Annotated in this window: 8 protein-coding genes; 6 read left to right on the forward strand and 2 right to left on the reverse strand. The window is 35.0% G+C overall.

Annotated elements, in window-relative coordinates:
- The first annotated feature begins 322 nt into the window (after positions 1-322).
- Both QMA06_RS10175 and QMA06_RS10180 read left to right on the forward strand, forming a co-directional pair.
- Positions 323-1,861 carry a YifB family Mg chelatase-like AAA ATPase gene (locus tag QMA06_RS10175; RefSeq protein ID WP_290206744.1) on the forward strand — a complete coding sequence of 513 codons (1,539 nt, stop codon included), beginning with the start codon at positions 323-325 and terminating at the stop codon, positions 1,859-1,861.
- A 280-nt stretch (positions 1,862-2,141) separates the two neighbouring features.
- Positions 2,142-3,416 carry an LVIVD repeat-containing protein gene (locus tag QMA06_RS10180; protein ID WP_290206745.1) on the forward strand — a complete coding sequence of 425 codons (1,275 nt, stop codon included), beginning with the start codon at positions 2,142-2,144 and terminating at the stop codon, positions 3,414-3,416.
- Positions 3,417-3,805: 389 nt separating this feature from the next.
- Here the strand turns inward: QMA06_RS10180 and QMA06_RS10185 are convergent, their stop codons facing one another.
- Positions 3,806-4,042: a DUF6095 family protein gene (locus tag QMA06_RS10185; protein ID WP_290206746.1), complete on the reverse strand. Its 237-nt coding sequence runs from the start codon at positions 4,040-4,042 to the stop codon at positions 3,806-3,808.
- A complete protein-coding gene (gene murQ / locus QMA06_RS10190) occupies positions 4,029-4,841 on the reverse strand; it encodes an N-acetylmuramic acid 6-phosphate etherase (RefSeq protein WP_290206747.1) in 813 nt (270 codons plus the stop codon). The genes QMA06_RS10185 and murQ overlap by 14 nt, the downstream gene beginning before the upstream one ends.
- 307 nt (positions 4,842-5,148) lie before the next feature.
- Between murQ and QMA06_RS10195 the strand changes: the two genes are divergently transcribed.
- From QMA06_RS10195 to QMA06_RS10210, 4 genes are all read left to right on the forward strand, one after another.
- Positions 5,149-8,163: a T9SS type A sorting domain-containing protein gene (locus tag QMA06_RS10195; protein WP_290206748.1), complete on the forward strand. Its 3,015-nt coding sequence runs from the start codon at positions 5,149-5,151 to the stop codon at positions 8,161-8,163.
- 393 nt (positions 8,164-8,556) lie between these two features.
- Entirely contained in the window at positions 8,557-10,074 is a 1,518-nt protein-coding gene (locus QMA06_RS10200; RefSeq protein ID WP_290206749.1) for a helix-turn-helix domain-containing protein, read from the forward strand.
- Positions 10,075-11,220 (forward strand): tetratricopeptide repeat protein, encoded by a 1,146-nt coding sequence (locus tag QMA06_RS10205; protein ID WP_290206750.1) that lies wholly within the window; start codon positions 10,075-10,077, stop codon positions 11,218-11,220.
- Positions 11,221-11,394: 174 nt separating this feature from the next.
- Positions 11,395-18,702, forward strand: a complete 7,308-nt coding sequence (locus tag QMA06_RS10210; protein ID WP_290206751.1) for a choice-of-anchor J domain-containing protein — start codon at positions 11,395-11,397, stop codon at positions 18,700-18,702.
- Positions 18,703-18,716 lie beyond the last annotated feature (14 nt).

Here is an 18,716-nt window from a genome sequence, read left to right on the forward strand (position 1 = left end):
TATTAATATCGATTTAATATTGAGACATCAAATCAATACATGTGTTAATAGAAATGATGTTACCAGAGAGAAGGGCAAAATTTTAAATTCGTTGAATTGGATATCTTAAAAAAAATGATGTTTCATTTAATTCAAGAAATCTATGTGGTAGTGCTTTTAATTAGTTTTGCGAGTACGTCAAAAGCGACAGATTCTAAAAGTGTCAAAATTTTTAGTTAAAGATAATTTAGCTAAAAATCATAAATTTACTATACGTTGAAAAGAGATTTGTAATTAATTGATTTAAAATACTTTTCATACATTTATGAGTAAATAAAGGTTTATGCTCAAAAAAGTTTTTGCCAGTGCCGTTTTTGGTGTGGAAGCGTCCACAATTACTATTGAGGTCAATGTAGATAAAGGCGTTGGTTATCACTTAGTCGGACTTCCAGATAATGCGATCAAAGAAAGTAATTACAGAATCGCCGCAGCACTTCAGAATAACGGTTACCGAATTCCGGGTAAAAAAATTACCATAAACATGGCACCAGCCGATCTACGAAAAGAAGGTTCAGCATACGATTTAACTTTAGCCATTGGCATTTTAGCAGCAACAGACCAAATTAAAGCCGAGAATTTAGAAGATTATCTCATTATGGGTGAATTATCTTTAGATGGGAGTTTGCAACCGTTTAAAGGAGCATTGCCCATTGCAGTTAAGGCAAGAGAAGAAGGTTTTAAAGGTATTATTCTGCCAATCCAAAATGCAAAAGAAGCAGCCATCGTCGATAATTTGAAAGTGTATGGTGCAGAAAATATAATGCAAGTAATTCAACACTTTGATAACGGTGATCCTTTAGAACAAACCATAATTAATACCAGAGAAGAATTTTATAAAAGTTTAGATTTTCCAGAATTCGATTTTGCTGATGTCAAAGGTCAGGAGTCCATAAAACGCTGTATGGAAATTGCTGCAGCTGGAGGTCATAATATTATTCTCATCGGCCCACCAGGATCTGGAAAAACTATGTTAGCAAAGCGTTTACCAAGTATTTTGCCTCCTATGACTTTACATGAAGCTTTAGAAACCACAAAAATACATTCGGTTGTTGGTCGTGTAAAAGCACACACCGGACTTATGGCACAAAGACCCTTTAGAAGTCCACATCATACGATTTCGAACGTCGCTTTAGTCGGCGGTGGAAGCTATCCGCAACCAGGCGAAATTTCCTTATCGCACAATGGCGTATTGTTTTTAGATGAATTACCAGAATTTAAGCGCGAAGTATTAGAAGTAATGCGCCAACCTTTAGAAGATCGGGAAGTGACGATTTCTAGGGCAAAATTTACGGTTACTTATCCGTCTTCATTCATGTTAGTAGCAAGTATGAACCCGAGTCCAAGCGGATATTTTAATGATCCAGATTCGCCAATCACTTCATCGCCTGCCGAGATGCAACGTTATATGGGAAAAATTTCAGGACCTTTATTAGACCGAATTGATATTCACATTGAAGTTACACCTGTACCGTTTGAAAAATTGGCGGACGAAAGAAATGGTGAAACTTCTGTAGATATCAGAAAACGTGTCACTAAAGCCCGAGAACATCAAACGAAGCGTTTTGAAGATTTAGATAATATCCATTACAATGCACAGATGAACACGAAGCAAATTCGAAAGTACTGTAAGTTAGATGACTCCTCCATGAATTTGCTAAAATCGGCCATGGAAAGACTTAATTTATCTGCTAGAGCTTATGATCGTATTTTAAAAGTTGCAAGAACCATTGCGGATTTAGAAGGGTCCCAAGATGTTCTGGGAACCCATATAAGTGAAGCTATCCAGTATCGCAGTTTGGATCGCGATGGTTGGTTAGGATAATTGATATTTGCAAAAGCGTTATTCTCGAGCTAACAATTCAATAAGGTGGCTAATTACCTTTGCTGACAAGAGATACGGTTGAGCAAAAATTTTTATCGAACTGTAAAATCAATAATGTTGAATGACCTTCAGAACATTATAACTTTAATAGTATTGAATACATTTTTGGAGATAAGAACTGAAAATAAATTTAGATAATTTCATTCAGAGGAAAAGAAGTATTTACAAAAAATACCGCAACCTTTTCTGTTTTTTTTCATCTTATAATAAAACAACAACCATGAAAAATAAAATTTCACCTTTAGTATTTGCTCTAATAATTTGTTTACTACTCGTCAATTGTAATAGCGACGATGACAGTAGTGCGTTTATAGATCCCGTTACTGTAACCATTCCTGTAATAAAATCGAAATCTGAAATGCGGAATTCAATAACAATTATGGATCCACAACCGACAAATTCAGATGGAAAAATTTATGTTTATGACGATTTATTATTTTACATAGCTCAAAACTCAGGAATACATATTTTTAATAACCAAAATCCTGAAAACCCTCAAAATATAGCGTTTATACAGTTAGAAGGAGTGAATGATATTTCTGTGAAAAATGATATTTTGTACGCTGATAAGTTCATGGATTTAGTAGTGTTTGATATAAGTAGTATGTCGGATATTCAGCTCGTTAATATTGAGGAGGATATGTTAGTGTATTATGCCATATATCCTGATGGTGTTGAATATTATCAATCTGATATATCCCCAGCCAATGAAGATGAGTTTATAGCAACTTATTCAACGGTTGATATGGAAAGAACTGACGTCGAAAACAATCCGAATTTTTATTATTGGGGTTCGGAGATATTTATTAGTTTTAATGATGCAGCTTTAGCTAATAACGTTGGTGTTGGTGGATCGTATGCAAAATTTCAGATTTATGATAATGCGTTGTACACATTAGATGATTATAAATTAAACACTTTTGATATTTCCGATTATAATAATATCACTTTAACGTCGGAGACTTGGATGGGAGGCTGGTTTGGTGGTGAACTTGAAACGACCTATATTTTAAAAGAAAATTTGTTTATAGGTGCTACTAATGGTATGCATATTATAAGTTTAGAGGATGAATTTAACCCTATATACACATCGTCCTTTACACATGCTACAGGTTGTGATCCAGTGGTTGTTGAAAATTTCACAGCGTATATTACGGTAAGAGGTGGCAATTCTTGTGGTGCTATTGAAGATCAAATAAATGTAATAGATGTCTCAAATTTAAGTGCGCCTGTAGAATATTCTACATATTTTTTGTCTAGTCCGTATGGTCTAGGAATTAAAGAACACATATTATATGTGTGCAATGAAGACGGAATCAATGTATTCGATGCGCAAAATCCTAACAATATAATCTTGAAAAATACGTATGTTACGACGTCTAAAGATGTCATCCCATTATCATCTCATTTAATTGCTGTAGGAAACAATGTAATTCAACAATATAATTATGTTGATAATTTTGGACTAGAACTTATCAGTACACTACAGTTTTAATTGTTCTAGTATCTTGTTACTCGTATTGTGTTTTTTCCTAGTTTATTTTTAGGATCACCAAAATCAGGCAACGCTTTTTCATCTGTAGTGGACGTCGTTAAAGAGGGGACGTTATATCCAAGTACCACTAAAGTTTTCTTATCATATATTAAAAGCGAAAAAAATTGATATATCATTTGGCATTGGTGGAAATATAAACTTCTTAACAAATAACAGTCCGTTTCTAAACAATGAATATATAGGTGAAAGTTTAGGTGTGGACACTACAATTTTTGGAGCGACACTAAATGCCAATATATCTTATGAACGAGTAAAAAAAACGATTCTATTTGTAGAACCAAGTTATAATTTTTTTGAAAAACCCATTGTTTGTAGCGATCAATTCAAATTTATTTCTTTTTAAACATACTATTCATAATTGTATTGATACCAATGAATAAAAATGAAATTGCCAGTATGCACAATATTATTGAAACGATAAGTAGGGGAATGTACAGTGATTTGTCTTTATTGTCTAAAGTGAGGTGCAGTAAAGTAGGGCCAGCAAACATAAGTAAAAGACAAATTCCCATTTGTTTTAAACCTTTAGTTAAGATGTCCTTGTTAGTTCTGTTATTTTCGTCCATGAGAAATACTTTTTCTTACGCTTTTATGTTCGCTTAATAATAATGAAGCGTCTTCTTTGCTGATTTTTAATTCATTCATAATCATTTTTATGCCTCTATCCACCAATTTATCATTGCTTAATTGCATGTCTACCATTTTGTTGCCCTTTACTTTTCCTAATTGGATCATTGTAGTTGTGGTAATCATATTAAGCACCAGTTTTTGTGCTGTGCCAGCTTTCATTCTTGAACTTCCTGTTAAAAATTCAGGACCAACAACCACTTCAATAGGAAATTTAGCGGTCATCGCTAAAGGACTATTTACATTACATGTAATACAACCTGTAATGATATTTTGCGCGTTACATTTTTCTAAAGCACTTATAACGTAGGGCGTTGTTCCAGACGCCGCAATACCAACAACAACGTCTTTATGAGATATATGTTGTGCTTCTAAATCCTCCCAACCTTGCGTTTTCGAATCTTCAGCATTCTCAACAGCCTTTCTTATAGCATGATCTCCACCAGCAATTAAACCTATAACCAGATCGTGAGAAACACCAAAAGTAGGCGGACATTCGGAAGCGTCAAGAATACCTAGTCGTCCACTAGTACCTGCGCCGATATAAAATAAACGTCCTCCATTATTTAATTTTAACACCACTTGCTCAATGAGTGAATTAATTTGTGGTAACGCTTTTTCTACGGCTATAGGAACTTTTTGATCCTCTTTATTTATATGACTTATAATCTCGTTAATCGACATTTTTTCGAGATTATTATAGTCTGAGTCTTGCTCAGTTGTTTTTGTAAAATTCATGGTATAAAGGTAAGAATTAATTTTAGCGGAATGAGAATCTATATGATTGAAAACGCATAATTAATATCTAGAAATTATATTTAAAATCTGTGAAACCTAAGAAAACCCTATAGAAAATAATATATATGTTCTGTTTTGTGATTTTTTCAGTATACATTTTTAATGTAATGATAATCAGTGTATTGAAAATTAAAATTGCTTTCAAATTTCCGTAAATACCAAACATGTTCTCTTTAAGTCATCGGAAACATATTCTATATTAGAAGTCAAATATTAAGAATTACATTAATTCAAAATCTAAAAACCAATGAAAAAAATTACAATCTTATTAATGCTGTTTATGAGCATTGCTGCTTTTTCGCAAGTAGAAATTCTTGAGAATTTTGATGACACTCCAGTAAGCCAAGTTCCGATGGATTGGACCACATCGGCTATGGGTGGAAATACTGAAGTTTTTAAGGCTAATACACAATTTACCTGTGGTACAACAGGAAGTAACGTTAATGCCAATGTATTTGGTGGATCTAATTCTACATTAATAACACCAAATTTTACGACAGTTACCAACGCAACTGATTTAACCGTAAGTTTTGATTACAATGTTTTTGGACTTGCCTTTGGATTTCCTCCATCAGCAGTTGTACCACCAGCAGGATGGGGCAGTATCGCTTTGGAATATACCATCGACAATGGAAGTACATGGATTAACATCATAACTTTAAATGATACTGATTTTACTTTTGATAGTGCAAATACGTGTTCTAGTTCGGGAGTTGTTAATGCTGGTGAACTTGCAGCGGGCTTGGATTTCCAAGCACGATTTGTGGTAACTAATGATTCAGAAGATCGATTATTATTTTCAATAGATAATATTTCTATTACACAAGAAGCCATTACAGTTCCAAATTGTGACGCGACACTAACATCTCCTTTAGCAGATTCTAATACTGCAGAAACAGATGTTGTTATAAGTTGGCAAACTGCTTCGGGTATTGCAGAGGGCTATACAATTTCAGTCGGTACAACATCTGGAGGAACAGATGTTGTGGATGCCGTAACAACAACCGATACGAATTATAACTTAACGGGCTTAACATACAACACGGAGTATTTCGTAAATATTGTACCATATAATAGTTTTGGAAATGCAACGGGCTGTACAGAACAAAGTTTTACCACAAGAACGCCTCCATTAGATGGTGCAAGTTGTGGTGCTCCTATAGTTGTTTCTTCATTTCCATTTCTTGATTTAGGTGGTGATACAGCTGATTTTGAAAACAATATTGATGATAGCCCTTGTAATAGTTTTTATATGAACGGTAACGACGTTTTTTATGAGATTACACCAACAATGGATATGTCTGTTAACATTGAAGTTAATGGAATCGTTCCAAGTACAAGTAATAGAGCTAGCTTACATGTTATAAAGGATTGTCCCGATGTAGCTACGGAATGTCTTGCTTATGAAGGCTCATTTTCTGGCGATACGAGAAGTGCTTTAGACATTGTGTTGCGCACAGGTAATACCTATTTTGTAGTTTTAAGTAGTTCAAATACGAACAATACTTATGAATATGATTTAATTATTACTCAAAATAGTTGTATCAACCCAACAATCGATACCTTAACTCCAGTTTCAGATTGTGATAATGGTGAATTTTTTGTTGATGTAGATATATCTTATTTAGGTGATGCATCCTCACTAACATTATCAGATGACGTTGCTGGTTCAGCCGATATTACTAACATCACCGAAACAGGAATTGTATCTGCAGGACCTTACCCAAGTGGCACAATGGTTAACTTTGTGTTGACTAATGATGACGATGACACTTGTTCTTATATGGATTCGGCATTTTATTATTGTCCACCGACAAATGATGACTGTAGCGGAGCTATAGACTTAACTGGCTCTATAAACGCTGACAATTCATGTAATATGGTTACTGCAGCGTCTAATGCAGGCGCAACCGACTCAACAGGCGACCCAAGCAGTTGTTCTGGCGGTTCTAATGATGTGTGGTTTAGTTTTGTGGCTTCTTCTGAAATTATGATTTTAGAATATTTAAATATAGATTCTGCCCCTGGTTTTCCAGCAGGTGGTGTTATTCAGTCTACCGAATTATTAACTGGTTCTTGTGGTGACTTAACCAGTGTAGCTTGTTTTGGGTCTAATTATGTAACATTTACAGGATTAACTACTGGTACAACTTACTATGTTAGAAATAGAACAAACTTTGGTAGTTCGCAACAAAATTATGATATCTGTTTAAGTAATGCAGCATCAGCACCAGCAAATGATGAGTGTTCTAATGCAGCAGTAATAACGGCTTCTACAGATGATATGTGTACCAATCAAGTATCAGGATCTACTACAGGGGCTACCTTATCGTCTGGCAATTCTTGTAATACCGAAGGCTATGGTGATGTTTGGTATGTTTTTAACCCAACACAGAATGGTGTTTATGAGTTTACGTATGAACGATTAAGTACGACTCCTACATCGTCTTTTGCCGTTTATGAAGGCACTTGTGAAACATTGATCGAAAAAACAGATGGTTGTACAAATTCAAATCAAGCACTTACTTTAGATAGTGCGTTAACGTATTACGTTATGGTTCAATCGAGTCAGTCTGGTGCTGGAGTGGATTTTAATCTATGTATTACTCAATTACCAGATGCTGTGGCAAACAATGATTGCTCAGCACCTACGGTAATCTCAGAGTCGGATAGTACTGGAAACAATTCAATTTCAGGAAATTTAGAAAATTCTTATCCATCTCCAGAAAATTGTAATACAAGTAACAATGCAATATGGTACAGTTTTACTCCACAATATACAGGTGAATATAACTTCGATTTTACTAGAGGAGATATTGGCTCAGTATGGTATGCAGTGTTTGATACGGATGATTGCTCAAATACAAATGAAAATTATATTTCAGGATTCAACAGTTGTTTTAACTCTAGTGCAAAAACAGGAGATTTAATAGCTGGAAACACTTACTTAATTAGTGTCCATGATGATAACCCTGGGAATTTTGATTTCTTCATCTATCCTGACCCAGCTCTAAGTGTGGATTCAAATAGTTTTGAAAGTTTCAAGTATTATCCAAATCCGGTCAAAAATACATTGACAGTAGAAGCTAGAAGCTCTATTTCACAAATTAGCATACATAATATTATGGGGCAAAAAGTTGTGGAAACTATACCTAATAACTTAACAACTTCAGTTGATATGAACGATTTAGAAACCGGAGTATATTTTGTAACCGTAAAAATTAATAATGCTCTTAAAACCTTCAGAGTTATTAAGGAATAATTTTAATAAAATTGATCAATAGCTGAAAGGGCAACATGAAAATGTTGCCTTTTTTTGTTTTTTATAATTATGTCATTTAAAACGATGGTTAGGCTATTTTTTAATTTTTGATTAAATTTTAATACCTAATAATGAGAAGCCTTACTTAAGAATATCAGTTGATTATGGAAAAACTGAACGAGATTACATTACCCTTTCTCGGCTGAGCAAAGTTTGTTCTTTTAGAAAGTTTGTTATATTTACTATTTAACAATCGTTAATTGTTAGATTCTAATTTTTGAATAAAAGAAGATAATGCTCCAAGGTAAAAATAATTGGTGCTCTAGAATGATACATAAAATCCCTTGTTTTTATAAAAACATACGCTCAATTTGCTTTTGGGTTTGTCTTACTTTGGCATATTTTAGTCATTCACAAGAAAATGATCTCATTATTAAAGCACGCGAATTAGTGTATTCAGATCCTGATGAATCTATTAAAATAGCTAAGCATTTATTAAATACTAGTCAACATTCGCAGCAAAAAGTGCTATCAAATATTTTAATTTCTGAAGCTCAAATAGTAAAGGGGAATTATCATCAGGCTGTAATTTATGCATTTGATAAGCACAACTTGTCAGAATCCATTAGTGAAAATACTCAGATAGATTTAAATCTTCTCAAGGCCCAACTCCTAAGGCGTATATATTTAGACGAACAGGCTCAAAAGTATTTAGAAATTGGGCAATCATTAGTAGAAAAGTTACCTCAAAATACTTATAAAGATTCTATACGTAAATTAATAAGATTAGAACAAATCTATACGGATATTAATAGGCGAAACAATAATAAAGCCTTAAGGTCAATCAAAGATACGGAAGTCGAATTCGGCAAGTTTTTAAAAAACAATTCAATTGATAAACAAGCCTTGTACTTCGCGAAAGTTAGGGTCTACAACAAATTATCTAAGCACGACTCTACTAAAATTTATATCGAAAAAACTTTGGGTTTAGTTAATACTTCATCAATAAGCAACCTCTATTTAAAAGCTCTAATTTATAAAGAATTAGGAAATCTGCAACTGCAGCAAAAGGAATTTAAGGAAAGTGAAGAGTCCCTTTTTATAGCTTCAAAATTTGCTGAAATATTAGACAACCCAATGCTTTTAATGGGATTAAATAGAGATCTTTCAACGAATTATTTGGCGTCCGGGCAAAATATAAAACACAAAGTATTTAACGATAAGTATTTAACTTTAAATGCTGAGGTTGAGCGAACGGAGCAATTAGCTGTGAATACTTTGTATACTATGCTTTCGAATCAAGAAGAAGATGTTTTGAATGCAGAAAAACAAACCCATAACAATTACTTATATCTATTAATAGCTGGTTTTGTTGGTGTCTTGGTTATTGGTAGTTATATGGTTTTAAAAGGAGAAGCTAAAAAAAAGCGACATAAGGAAATTATTAGCTATTTAGAAATCGTTAGAAATAATGAAATTAAAACCAAACCAAGTAAAAAAGCAAGACCAAAGCGCATTGCTATACCTCAAGAAACGGAACAACTCATTCTGTCTAAGTTAAAACGATTTGAAAGTTCTAAAAAGTTCTTAAATAAAGATATTTCATTAGCTGTACTGGCCGGACAATTTGACACGAATACCAAATATCTTTCGGGTGTTATTAATAAACATTACGATGATAATTTCAACACCTTTATAAATAAACTTCGTGTTAATTATGTGATCGATAAATTAAAAAACGATTCAAATTATATTAATTATAAAATTAGTTTTTTAGCTGAAGAAAGTGGCTATTCTTCTCATAGTAGTTTTGCTACGGTTTTTAAATCTATTGTGGGTATGTCTCCAGTTACTTTTATAAAATTGATTCAGAAGGAACGTGCTGAATTAAAAAAGAAAAACATTACTTAGATGAAGAAAGGATACTTTAGCCGTTTTCTCGTTTTGGTATGTTCTATACCATGGTTTTTATTTGCGTCCTCCATAAAAGAAGGCAAACAAATAGACAGTATTTTAGAAGCGACACGATTTAGAGTTTATGAAAACCCTGATGAAGCTATAGATTTGGGACTTTCTGTATTTGATGAATCAGAGTATAGTGAAAAAACCAAAGTTAAAGCACTAATGTTGGTGTCTTTGGCATATACATCTAAAAGAGACTACCAAAAGGCACTAGATTATATTGAAAAAGCTGATAAGCTTTCCAAAAAACTCAACGATAAAGTATTACAAATTGAAATTTTATTTAGAACAGGGATATTATACCAACAGTTGAAAATCTTTGATAAATCAATTGAATTTTTAGAGAAAACAGAACAAATGGCTTTGCTATACCCAGATCGTGATGCTGTAAGTAAATATATTGCTAATAGTTATACGGTAAAAGGGTTTATATATAAGGATAATCTTAATTGTGATATTGCTTTAGAGTATTTTGACAAGGGCATTGAGGAATATCAGAATGTTAAAAATGAGGAAGTAAATACCAATCTTAGTATTGTATATTATAACAAAGGCAACTGTTACACCTTACTTTCTCAATATGGGAAGGCCAAAAATAGTTTTAATCGATCTATCGCATTAGGTCAACTAGCCAATGCAAATAGTCTCATAGCATTTGCAGAAAAAGGCTTGGCTTCGGTATTTACTGAACAAGGTGAATACCAGGTAGCTATAGACTATCTAAAATCGGCTTTAGAACAATCTAAAGGTGTTGGTGATATTGTACTGAATTCAAGTATTTATAATGGTTTGGCAGAGAATTATTTAGCGTTGAATCAATGGGAAGACTATCAGACCTATTATGAGCTTTATGCCAGCAGTCAATTAGAGATTAAAATTGCCGAACGGAATTCAGTTAGTGATTCTTTGGATGACAATACAGATCGTAAAAGCGAAAAACTTGCCGACCTTCAAAATCAAACTTCTAATAGGTTAAAATTATTTCTTTTCTTAGTGGTACTTATCTTTATTAGCGTGTTTTTTATTTATAAAAAGAATAGAAAATTAATAACTGCGTTGAAGAATAAGATCAAAATATTGCAAAATCAAAAATAAACTTTTCAAATGTTGTATTAAACTTATCGAAGGTTTAATTTATTGAAAACAAGACAAATAATGTGGTGTTTTAGTTTTTGAATTTCCGTAAATATCAAATACAAGCCTTATAATTGAGGTGGGTTTATTCATATATTTATACAGTTCATTAAAACAACTAGAAAATATCACATCATGAAATTTGAGTCACAACCCTCCCAAATTACTAATAGCTTTTTTTCATTCGGTCAGTATATAAATCCAAAATTTTCTAAACATAATTCAAAAGACAAGAACTTGAGCGTCGTCTTTATTTTAGTTTTTACCATATTTTTTATTAACCAAAGTTTTGCACAACTTACCGAGAATTTTGATAGTGGTATTCCCAGCACTTGGACGCTTATTGATAATGGAGTAGGAACCCTAAACTGGTCGGCAACGACGGATGGTTACTTAGGAACGAACGGCACCTCGATAAATCTAAGCGCAGATAATATTGGAGACCAAAATACGGCGCAATATTTTATGGTAACTCCACAGATATCTGTTCCTGTAAATGGTGAAATACAATTTTACACCAAACAAGCCAATGAAGCTGATAATGGTGCGCAGTACGAAGTAAGACTTTCTACAGCTGCACAACCCGACGTCAATGGTTTTAATATCCCACTCCAAACTTATACAGAAGCCAATTTAAATAATGGTGCACAAACCAATTATGAAAAAAAGGTTATTGAGATACCCACCTCAATTCCTCCAGGATTGGATATATATATAGCATTCGTAGCTATAAATACACAAAACGGTGCCACGCCAATAGGAGATGAATGGTTTGTAGATAATGTGTCCATATTAGAAGGTTGTACGGAAATTGATGAAGAAGATGTGTCTGTTGATGATATTACCGTTAGTGGAGCAGAAGTAATATGGTCGCATCCAACGGCAACAAATTTTGAAATTCAAATTTTACCGGTTGACGGAGTGCCTGCAAATAGTGGGATTCCTGTGTCTGGTTCTTCATACACCTTGTCTAACCTAGACGAAGACACCGAATTTGACATCTATATTTCTGCCATTTGTGATAATGATACTCAAAGTGAGTTTACAGGGCCTTATACGTTTAAGACCTTAAAATTTGGACTGTCGTGTGAAGCTCCTATTGAAATTCCAGATATTTCGACTACACCTTATGTTTTTCAAGATAATTTGGACCAATGGGCAAATCCTGATGTATCTTATTCTACACAAGGTGCCAATTGTATTTCGGGTACATCGACCAATAACTATTTAAATGGAAATAAAATATTCTTTAGTTATACTCCTGCACAGGATGGCTTAATCTCATTAACCCAAACAACGTTTACACAAGCGGGTGGTGGCGAGGACAATTGTTTTAACACTAGAAGTTCATTATTTGTTTATGATAGTTGTGCCGATGTTGGCGTAAATTGTTCAGCAGGTATAATTACCTTAAGCGCATTCGATCCTAAAACCATTTCTAATTTACTGGTTGAAGCTGGACAAACTTATATTATAGTCGTGTCCTCTGAATTGTCGGCATCAGCAGGTATATGCTTTGAACTTGAAGTTACGGCACCAACTTGTGCACCTCCAAGTGAAATTACTTATAGCAGTTTAACCGATAATAGCGTTAATTTTTCTTGGGATAATATTGGTGGATTTGCAGATTCTTGGGAATATATGGTAGTACCAACAGATTCTGGTGAGCCTACAGGTACAGGAACAGCAACCAGTACTAACATGAATAACAGTATCAATACAGGTCTCGCACCAGGAACCACTTACGATATGTATGTAAGAGCGGTTTGCGACGGTTCACCAGGTATTTGGAGCGATCCTTCTACTTTTACGACCCAATGTACAGTTTTTGATACTCCTTATGCAACTGACTTTGATGATGCCACCCCTGTCAATCCTGAACCGTGCTGGACAACTATTGATGCTAATGGAGATGGAACATCATGGTCTTTCATTGGAGGCTATGCTACCGTAAGAACCAATTTGGCACAGTATGAAAACCATGATCTCTATGTGTCGCCTCAAATTACTTTCGATGGTTCACCAAAACGATTAAAATATAAATATAGAGCAACACAAGGCTCATCAACATACTCCGTAAGGTTATCTACAACGGGAGTTGGAGTGGATGAATTTACTACCGTTGTTGTACCAGAAACTACCATTAGCAATACAGGCTTCATTGAAAATATGGTTGATTTTCCCGAAGGTATTACTGGAATTGTTAATGTCGCTTTTATTGTAGAACCTAATTCTACCGAAACAGCATTACGCTTTTCAATAGATGATGTGGTCATTGAAGATAAGCCATCTTGTCCAGATCCAATTGATCCTTATGTGTTAAATTCAAGTATAACAACGAACTCGGCTTGGTTTATTTGGGATGCAGGTGAGAATGAAACGCAATGGCAAGTTGCGATACAAGATCAAGATTCAGGAATTCCTACTGGTGATGGAATTATAGTTGATAATAACGCGCCATATATGGCTACGGATTTAATGCCAGGTACACGTTATGAATATTATGTTAGAGCTTATTGTGCTGCGGATGATCAAAGTCAATGGGTAGGACCAGTTCCTTTCATAACACTATGTGAGTCTTATGATACGCCATTTTTTGAAAGTTTTAATGATCAGGATCCTGATACTCAAAAATTTTGTTGGAATACCGACAATGGAGCATGGGTTATATCCGAAAACATAGCTGAGATATCAGGAAGTGGTCATAATGCTTATTTAATTTCTCCACAAATAAATATGGATGGAGTAAAAGAGTTGAAATTCAAATATAGAGCAGAAATTGGTTTTATTTTAGGAAATTTAATTCCGCCTCGTGCAGGTTTGGAAGTCCTAATGTCAACAACAAATACCAATGCTGGTAGTTTTTCTGTAATTTCTCCTTTTGAAGTATTTACCCATTCTGGTTATATTGAAAAATCAATAATTATCGAACATAATGGTCCAATTTATATAGCTTTTAGAGTGCCACCTGCGTTTACTGGAAATGCTTCAACCTTAAATATTGATGACGTAAGAATTACTGATCCGCCTGAATGTCCTAATCCTTCAGATTTAATGGTTGATACAGTCCTAACGGACGGAGCAGATTTATCGTGGTCGGCAGGATATCTAGAAACCGCATGGAATGTTGTGGTACAGCCAGTAGATTCTGGAGTGCCAACGACAGATGGCGTTCCGGTTACAACAAATAGTTATTCGGCAACAGGTTTGGATTCAGATACCGAATACGAGTTTTATGTCATGGCTAATTGTGCCAATGGTGATAGTCAATGGATGGGACCAGTAACGTTCCGTACAACCTGTCCTCCGTTTACAACACCATTTGTGGAAACATTTAATTACGATTCCACATCAGAAAGTTGTTGGACCGTAATTGATAATAATGCCGATTTAGATACTTGGGAATTGGATAGTGGTGCATTTCCTTATGAAGGTGATCAAGCAGCAGCCATGTTTACAGGTCATAATGGGCAAAATGAGGATTGGATGATCTCTCCAACCATAACCATTACAGAAAATCAGCGTTTACGTTATTATTACAGGGTAAATGATAGCTTTTTTACAGAAGATTTAGAAGTATTATTGTCCACTAATGGTATTGGTTTGGACCAATTCACAACGGTGCTTTATGATAATGATAACGACACTGAAATAATAAACAACGTAGAATATAAAGTAAAAATAATTAATCTTCCCGCAGGTATTGTTGGTGATGTTAATATTGCATTCCGTGTACCATTTTTTGCAAGCTCAGGACCATACAGAGGTCAGACTTTAGTAATAGACAATATTAATATTGAGGATATTCCAGAATGTGCCGAAGTTACTAATGTTACCTTAAATAACCTTACTGATACTGGAGTACAAGTCAGTTGGGATGAAAACGGTTCAACCGCACCTTGGGAAATTTCGGTACAACCTTCAGGAACTGATGCGCCCGTTGGTGACACGGATCCAGAATATTTGTATAGTGCGACATCAAACCCGTTTACAGTTACTGGGCTTACCGCATCAACGATGTATGATATTTATGTAAGGTCAGTTTGTGATGGCAGTGAAAGTGAATGGACAGAAGCAGAAGTAGTAACCACCAAATGTAGTTTTGAAAACCTATGTCAATATACATTTAAACTTTTTAGTGATTCTGATATCTCATCAACATTAGATATTACCCAGAATAATCAAGTAACGCAATCATTAGAGTTTACTGGTGTAGAAGATGGAGAGTCTTATAATGTATTGTTATGTTCAGGTGTTGAGTTTTCATTGTATTTTGATACGATTGGTACATCTGCACCACAGTACGAAAATTATTCATTTGAAATTACGGATGATGATGGAACAGTAGTTTATACAAGCACAGAAGCTTTATTGCCAAGAACGACAGTCTATTCTGGTTATTCATCTTGTGGCGATCTTTCTTGTCCAGAGCCAACAGATTTATCTATTACGGATACTTCAGTGATGTCTTGGACACCAGGTGGCAGTGAAACCCAATGGGAAGTCGCTATCCAACCTGTAGGTAATGGAACTATTCCTCAGTCTGGAACATTGGTTTCTACAACTTCATATACACCAGTTGTATCTGATTTTAGTGATCCCTTCGCTGTAACTTACGAGTATTTTGTGAGGGCTGTGTGTGGCACTGATGATGAAAGTTTTTGGTCGGGACCGTATGTGTTTGTTCGAAATGATGATATCACTAACGCGGTAACTTTACCAATCAATGCTACAGAGGTATGTACAGAATCTTCCATGGATGTTTCCTTTATTAATACAACGTTTTCATCGGAAGCCATGAGTTGTGACGTAACAAACGGAGGAGATATTTGGTTCGATTTTACGGCAGAATCTTTAATCCATATTTTTGAAATAAATAGTTTCACAGGAAATTTAAGAGGTGAAGCTAACCAACAATCACCTTACCCAGAAATTACCATGACCTTATATAAGGACAATGGAGCAGGAGCTCTAGTTGAAATGGCTTGTACATACGATAAGGTTCTTGTTGCCATGTATGCCACTGAATTAGTTGTTGGTGATAATTATAAATTACGATTAACACTTGATGGAACTGAGGAAAATCTATATAGATTCAGTCTATGTGCTAAAACACCAGAAGACCTTTGTGATTTTAACATGGCCGTTAATGGTGGTTTTGAATCACCAAACATTGCAGGTCTAAGTGGTGTAAATACCATAGTTTCATTGAGAACCGTACCAGGATGGCGACAAAATATGCCAGAAAGAAATGCTGTTTTTATGTGGGAATCGTTAAATGCTCCAGGATTTGTTCCTTATGAAGGTGGTCAAGTACCACAGGTTTTATCAGAGCAGATTCCGGTAAGCCCAGATGATATGGATATTAAAGGACTTTATAGGGATTTTGACACTTCTGAAGCCACTTTATTAAATTACAGTTTTGCTCATTATGCAAGGTTTCCGGACAATTCTATGCAATTATTAGCTGGTCCTCCAGAAGGGCCTTTTGTATCTTTGGCCGAACATGTAGGTGATCAATCTTGGCGTATAGTTTCTGGCGACTATGAAGTGCCAGAAGGACAGGACGTCACCCGTGTTTTCTTTAGGGCTTATGGTGAAGATACCGTAGGAAATCTTATAGATGCCGTAAGTTTTGTAGCTAACAATGAAATTATTACGGAGCCATTTACCGTAGATTGTGATAATACAAATGCAAATGTTGAAGCCAATGGTACTGGTACTTGGATTCCAAGTGATTCTAATCCAGGAACGGCTTCAATTACAGATGCCAACAGCAACACCACTTCGATAACTAACTTCACCCAACCTGGTGTTTATACCTTTACATGGCAAACTTTATATTGTGCTTACGACATAGAAATCACTTACAATGGTATTGCAGAGACACCAGAAGTAGAAAGTCCTGTGGAATATTGTTTAGGAGATACTGCAGAACAATTGACAGCTTCAACTTCTGATGCCTACAATTTAATGTGGTTTACACAAGCAACAGGGGGAACTGGTAGTGCAATTGCACCAACGCCAGATACATCAGTTGTGAATACAACTTCATATTATGCCGCTTATGTAGATGCTGAAGGTTGTGAAGGTCCTCGAGCAGAAATTCAAGTTGTGGTTAGTGAATCGTTTACTCCAGAATTGATTTTTACTTATGACGATACATGTGTTGTGGCAACCGAAAACCCTTCACCTATGTTTGTAGATGGTTTTGCTACAGGCGGAATGTTTTCTTCAACAACATTAACTGTAGATGCTACAACAGGTGTTATTGATATCTCTTCAGCTTCAACAGGTCAACATAACGTAATATACACTTTTGATGGAAATGAAGAGTCCTGTACTTCCGCAGGTTCTTTTATGGCAACCATAACATTTACTTCGGGATCAGCTCCTATTACGGTTTTTAATTATGGAACCACGGATTATTGTGTATTATCAACAGAGACAATTAACCCAACTTTGGCGAATAACTTTACAACAGGAGGTACATATAGTGCTACAACATTAACGGTTAATGAAGCTACTGGTGCCATTGATTTATCTAACGCTACAGTTGGGAGTCATGAGGTAACATATACAGTTGAGGCCAATGCTGCAACATGTTCGGATTCAGGATCATCTGTTACTACTGTTCAAATTATAGCGAGTACAAGTCCAGTTACGGAATTCACTTTTGCCGAAGATATATATTGTGCAGATAGCAACTTTATACTTCCAGAAATGGTTGCTGGTTTTACAACAGGAGGTTTATTTAGTGCTACAGATGGTTTAGCTATCAATGGGAATACTGGTGAAATTGATGTCACATCAAGTGCTGTTGGAAATTATGATGTTACCTACGAAATTGCAGAGGATGTTTCAAATTGTGTTGAAGCTTCCACAGGAACATTCAATATTACGATATTAGATGCTATAGAAGTTGCTATTGGTGGAGGCTGTGATGGTTCTGATTATAAATTAACGGCATCACCTGTAAACAATTCCTTCAACACCAATGAAGCTACTTACACTTGGAAAGATGTTAATGGCAATACGGTTGGTCAGAATTCAGAAGACTTTAATGTTACCAATTATTCGAATTTAAATCCAAATGTAACAGCACCATTGCAGTTTTCTTTAACTGTAGATTTTGGAGGTTGTTCTACTACAACTTCATATACCACCGAACGTTTAGCCTGTGGAACGATACCTCAAGGTATTTCGCCAGATGGCAATAATAAGAACGATACGTTTGATCTGACAGGTTATGGCGTTAATTCGTTAATTATTTTTAACCGTTATGGAACCGAGGTGTTTAAACATAGTGGCACTTATACCGATCAATGGTTTGGACAAACAAACAATGGAGATGAATTGCCAGACGGCACTTATTTCTACAGTATTGAGAAAGAAGATGGAGAAGCTATAACTGGATGGGTTTATATCAACAGAGCACAATAATCATAAACGAAAAT

It is taken from the genome of Winogradskyella bathintestinalis (genome assembly GCF_030407435.1).
GTDB classification, from domain to species: domain Bacteria; phylum Bacteroidota; class Bacteroidia; order Flavobacteriales; family Flavobacteriaceae; genus Winogradskyella; species Winogradskyella bathintestinalis.

Excerpts from the sequence above, each read along its gene's own strand:
- QMA06_RS10175 (WP_290206744.1), top strand. The coding sequence starts at position 323 with ATGCTCAAAAAAGTTTTTGCCAGTGCCGTTTTTGGTGTGGAAGCGTCC.
- QMA06_RS10180 (WP_290206745.1), top strand. The coding sequence starts at position 2,142 with ATGAAAAATAAAATTTCACCTTTAGTATTTGCTCTAATAATTTGTTTA.
- QMA06_RS10185 (WP_290206746.1), bottom strand. The coding sequence starts at position 4,042 with ATGGACGAAAATAACAGAACTAACAAGGACATCTTAACTAAAGGTTTA.
- murQ (WP_290206747.1), bottom strand. The coding sequence starts at position 4,841 with ATGAATTTTACAAAAACAACTGAGCAAGACTCAGACTATAATAATCTC.
- QMA06_RS10195 (WP_290206748.1), top strand. The coding sequence starts at position 5,149 with ATGAAAAAAATTACAATCTTATTAATGCTGTTTATGAGCATTGCTGCT.
- QMA06_RS10205 (WP_290206750.1), top strand. The coding sequence starts at position 10,075 with ATGAAGAAAGGATACTTTAGCCGTTTTCTCGTTTTGGTATGTTCTATA.
- QMA06_RS10210 (WP_290206751.1), top strand. The coding sequence starts at position 11,395 with ATGAAATTTGAGTCACAACCCTCCCAAATTACTAATAGCTTTTTTTCA.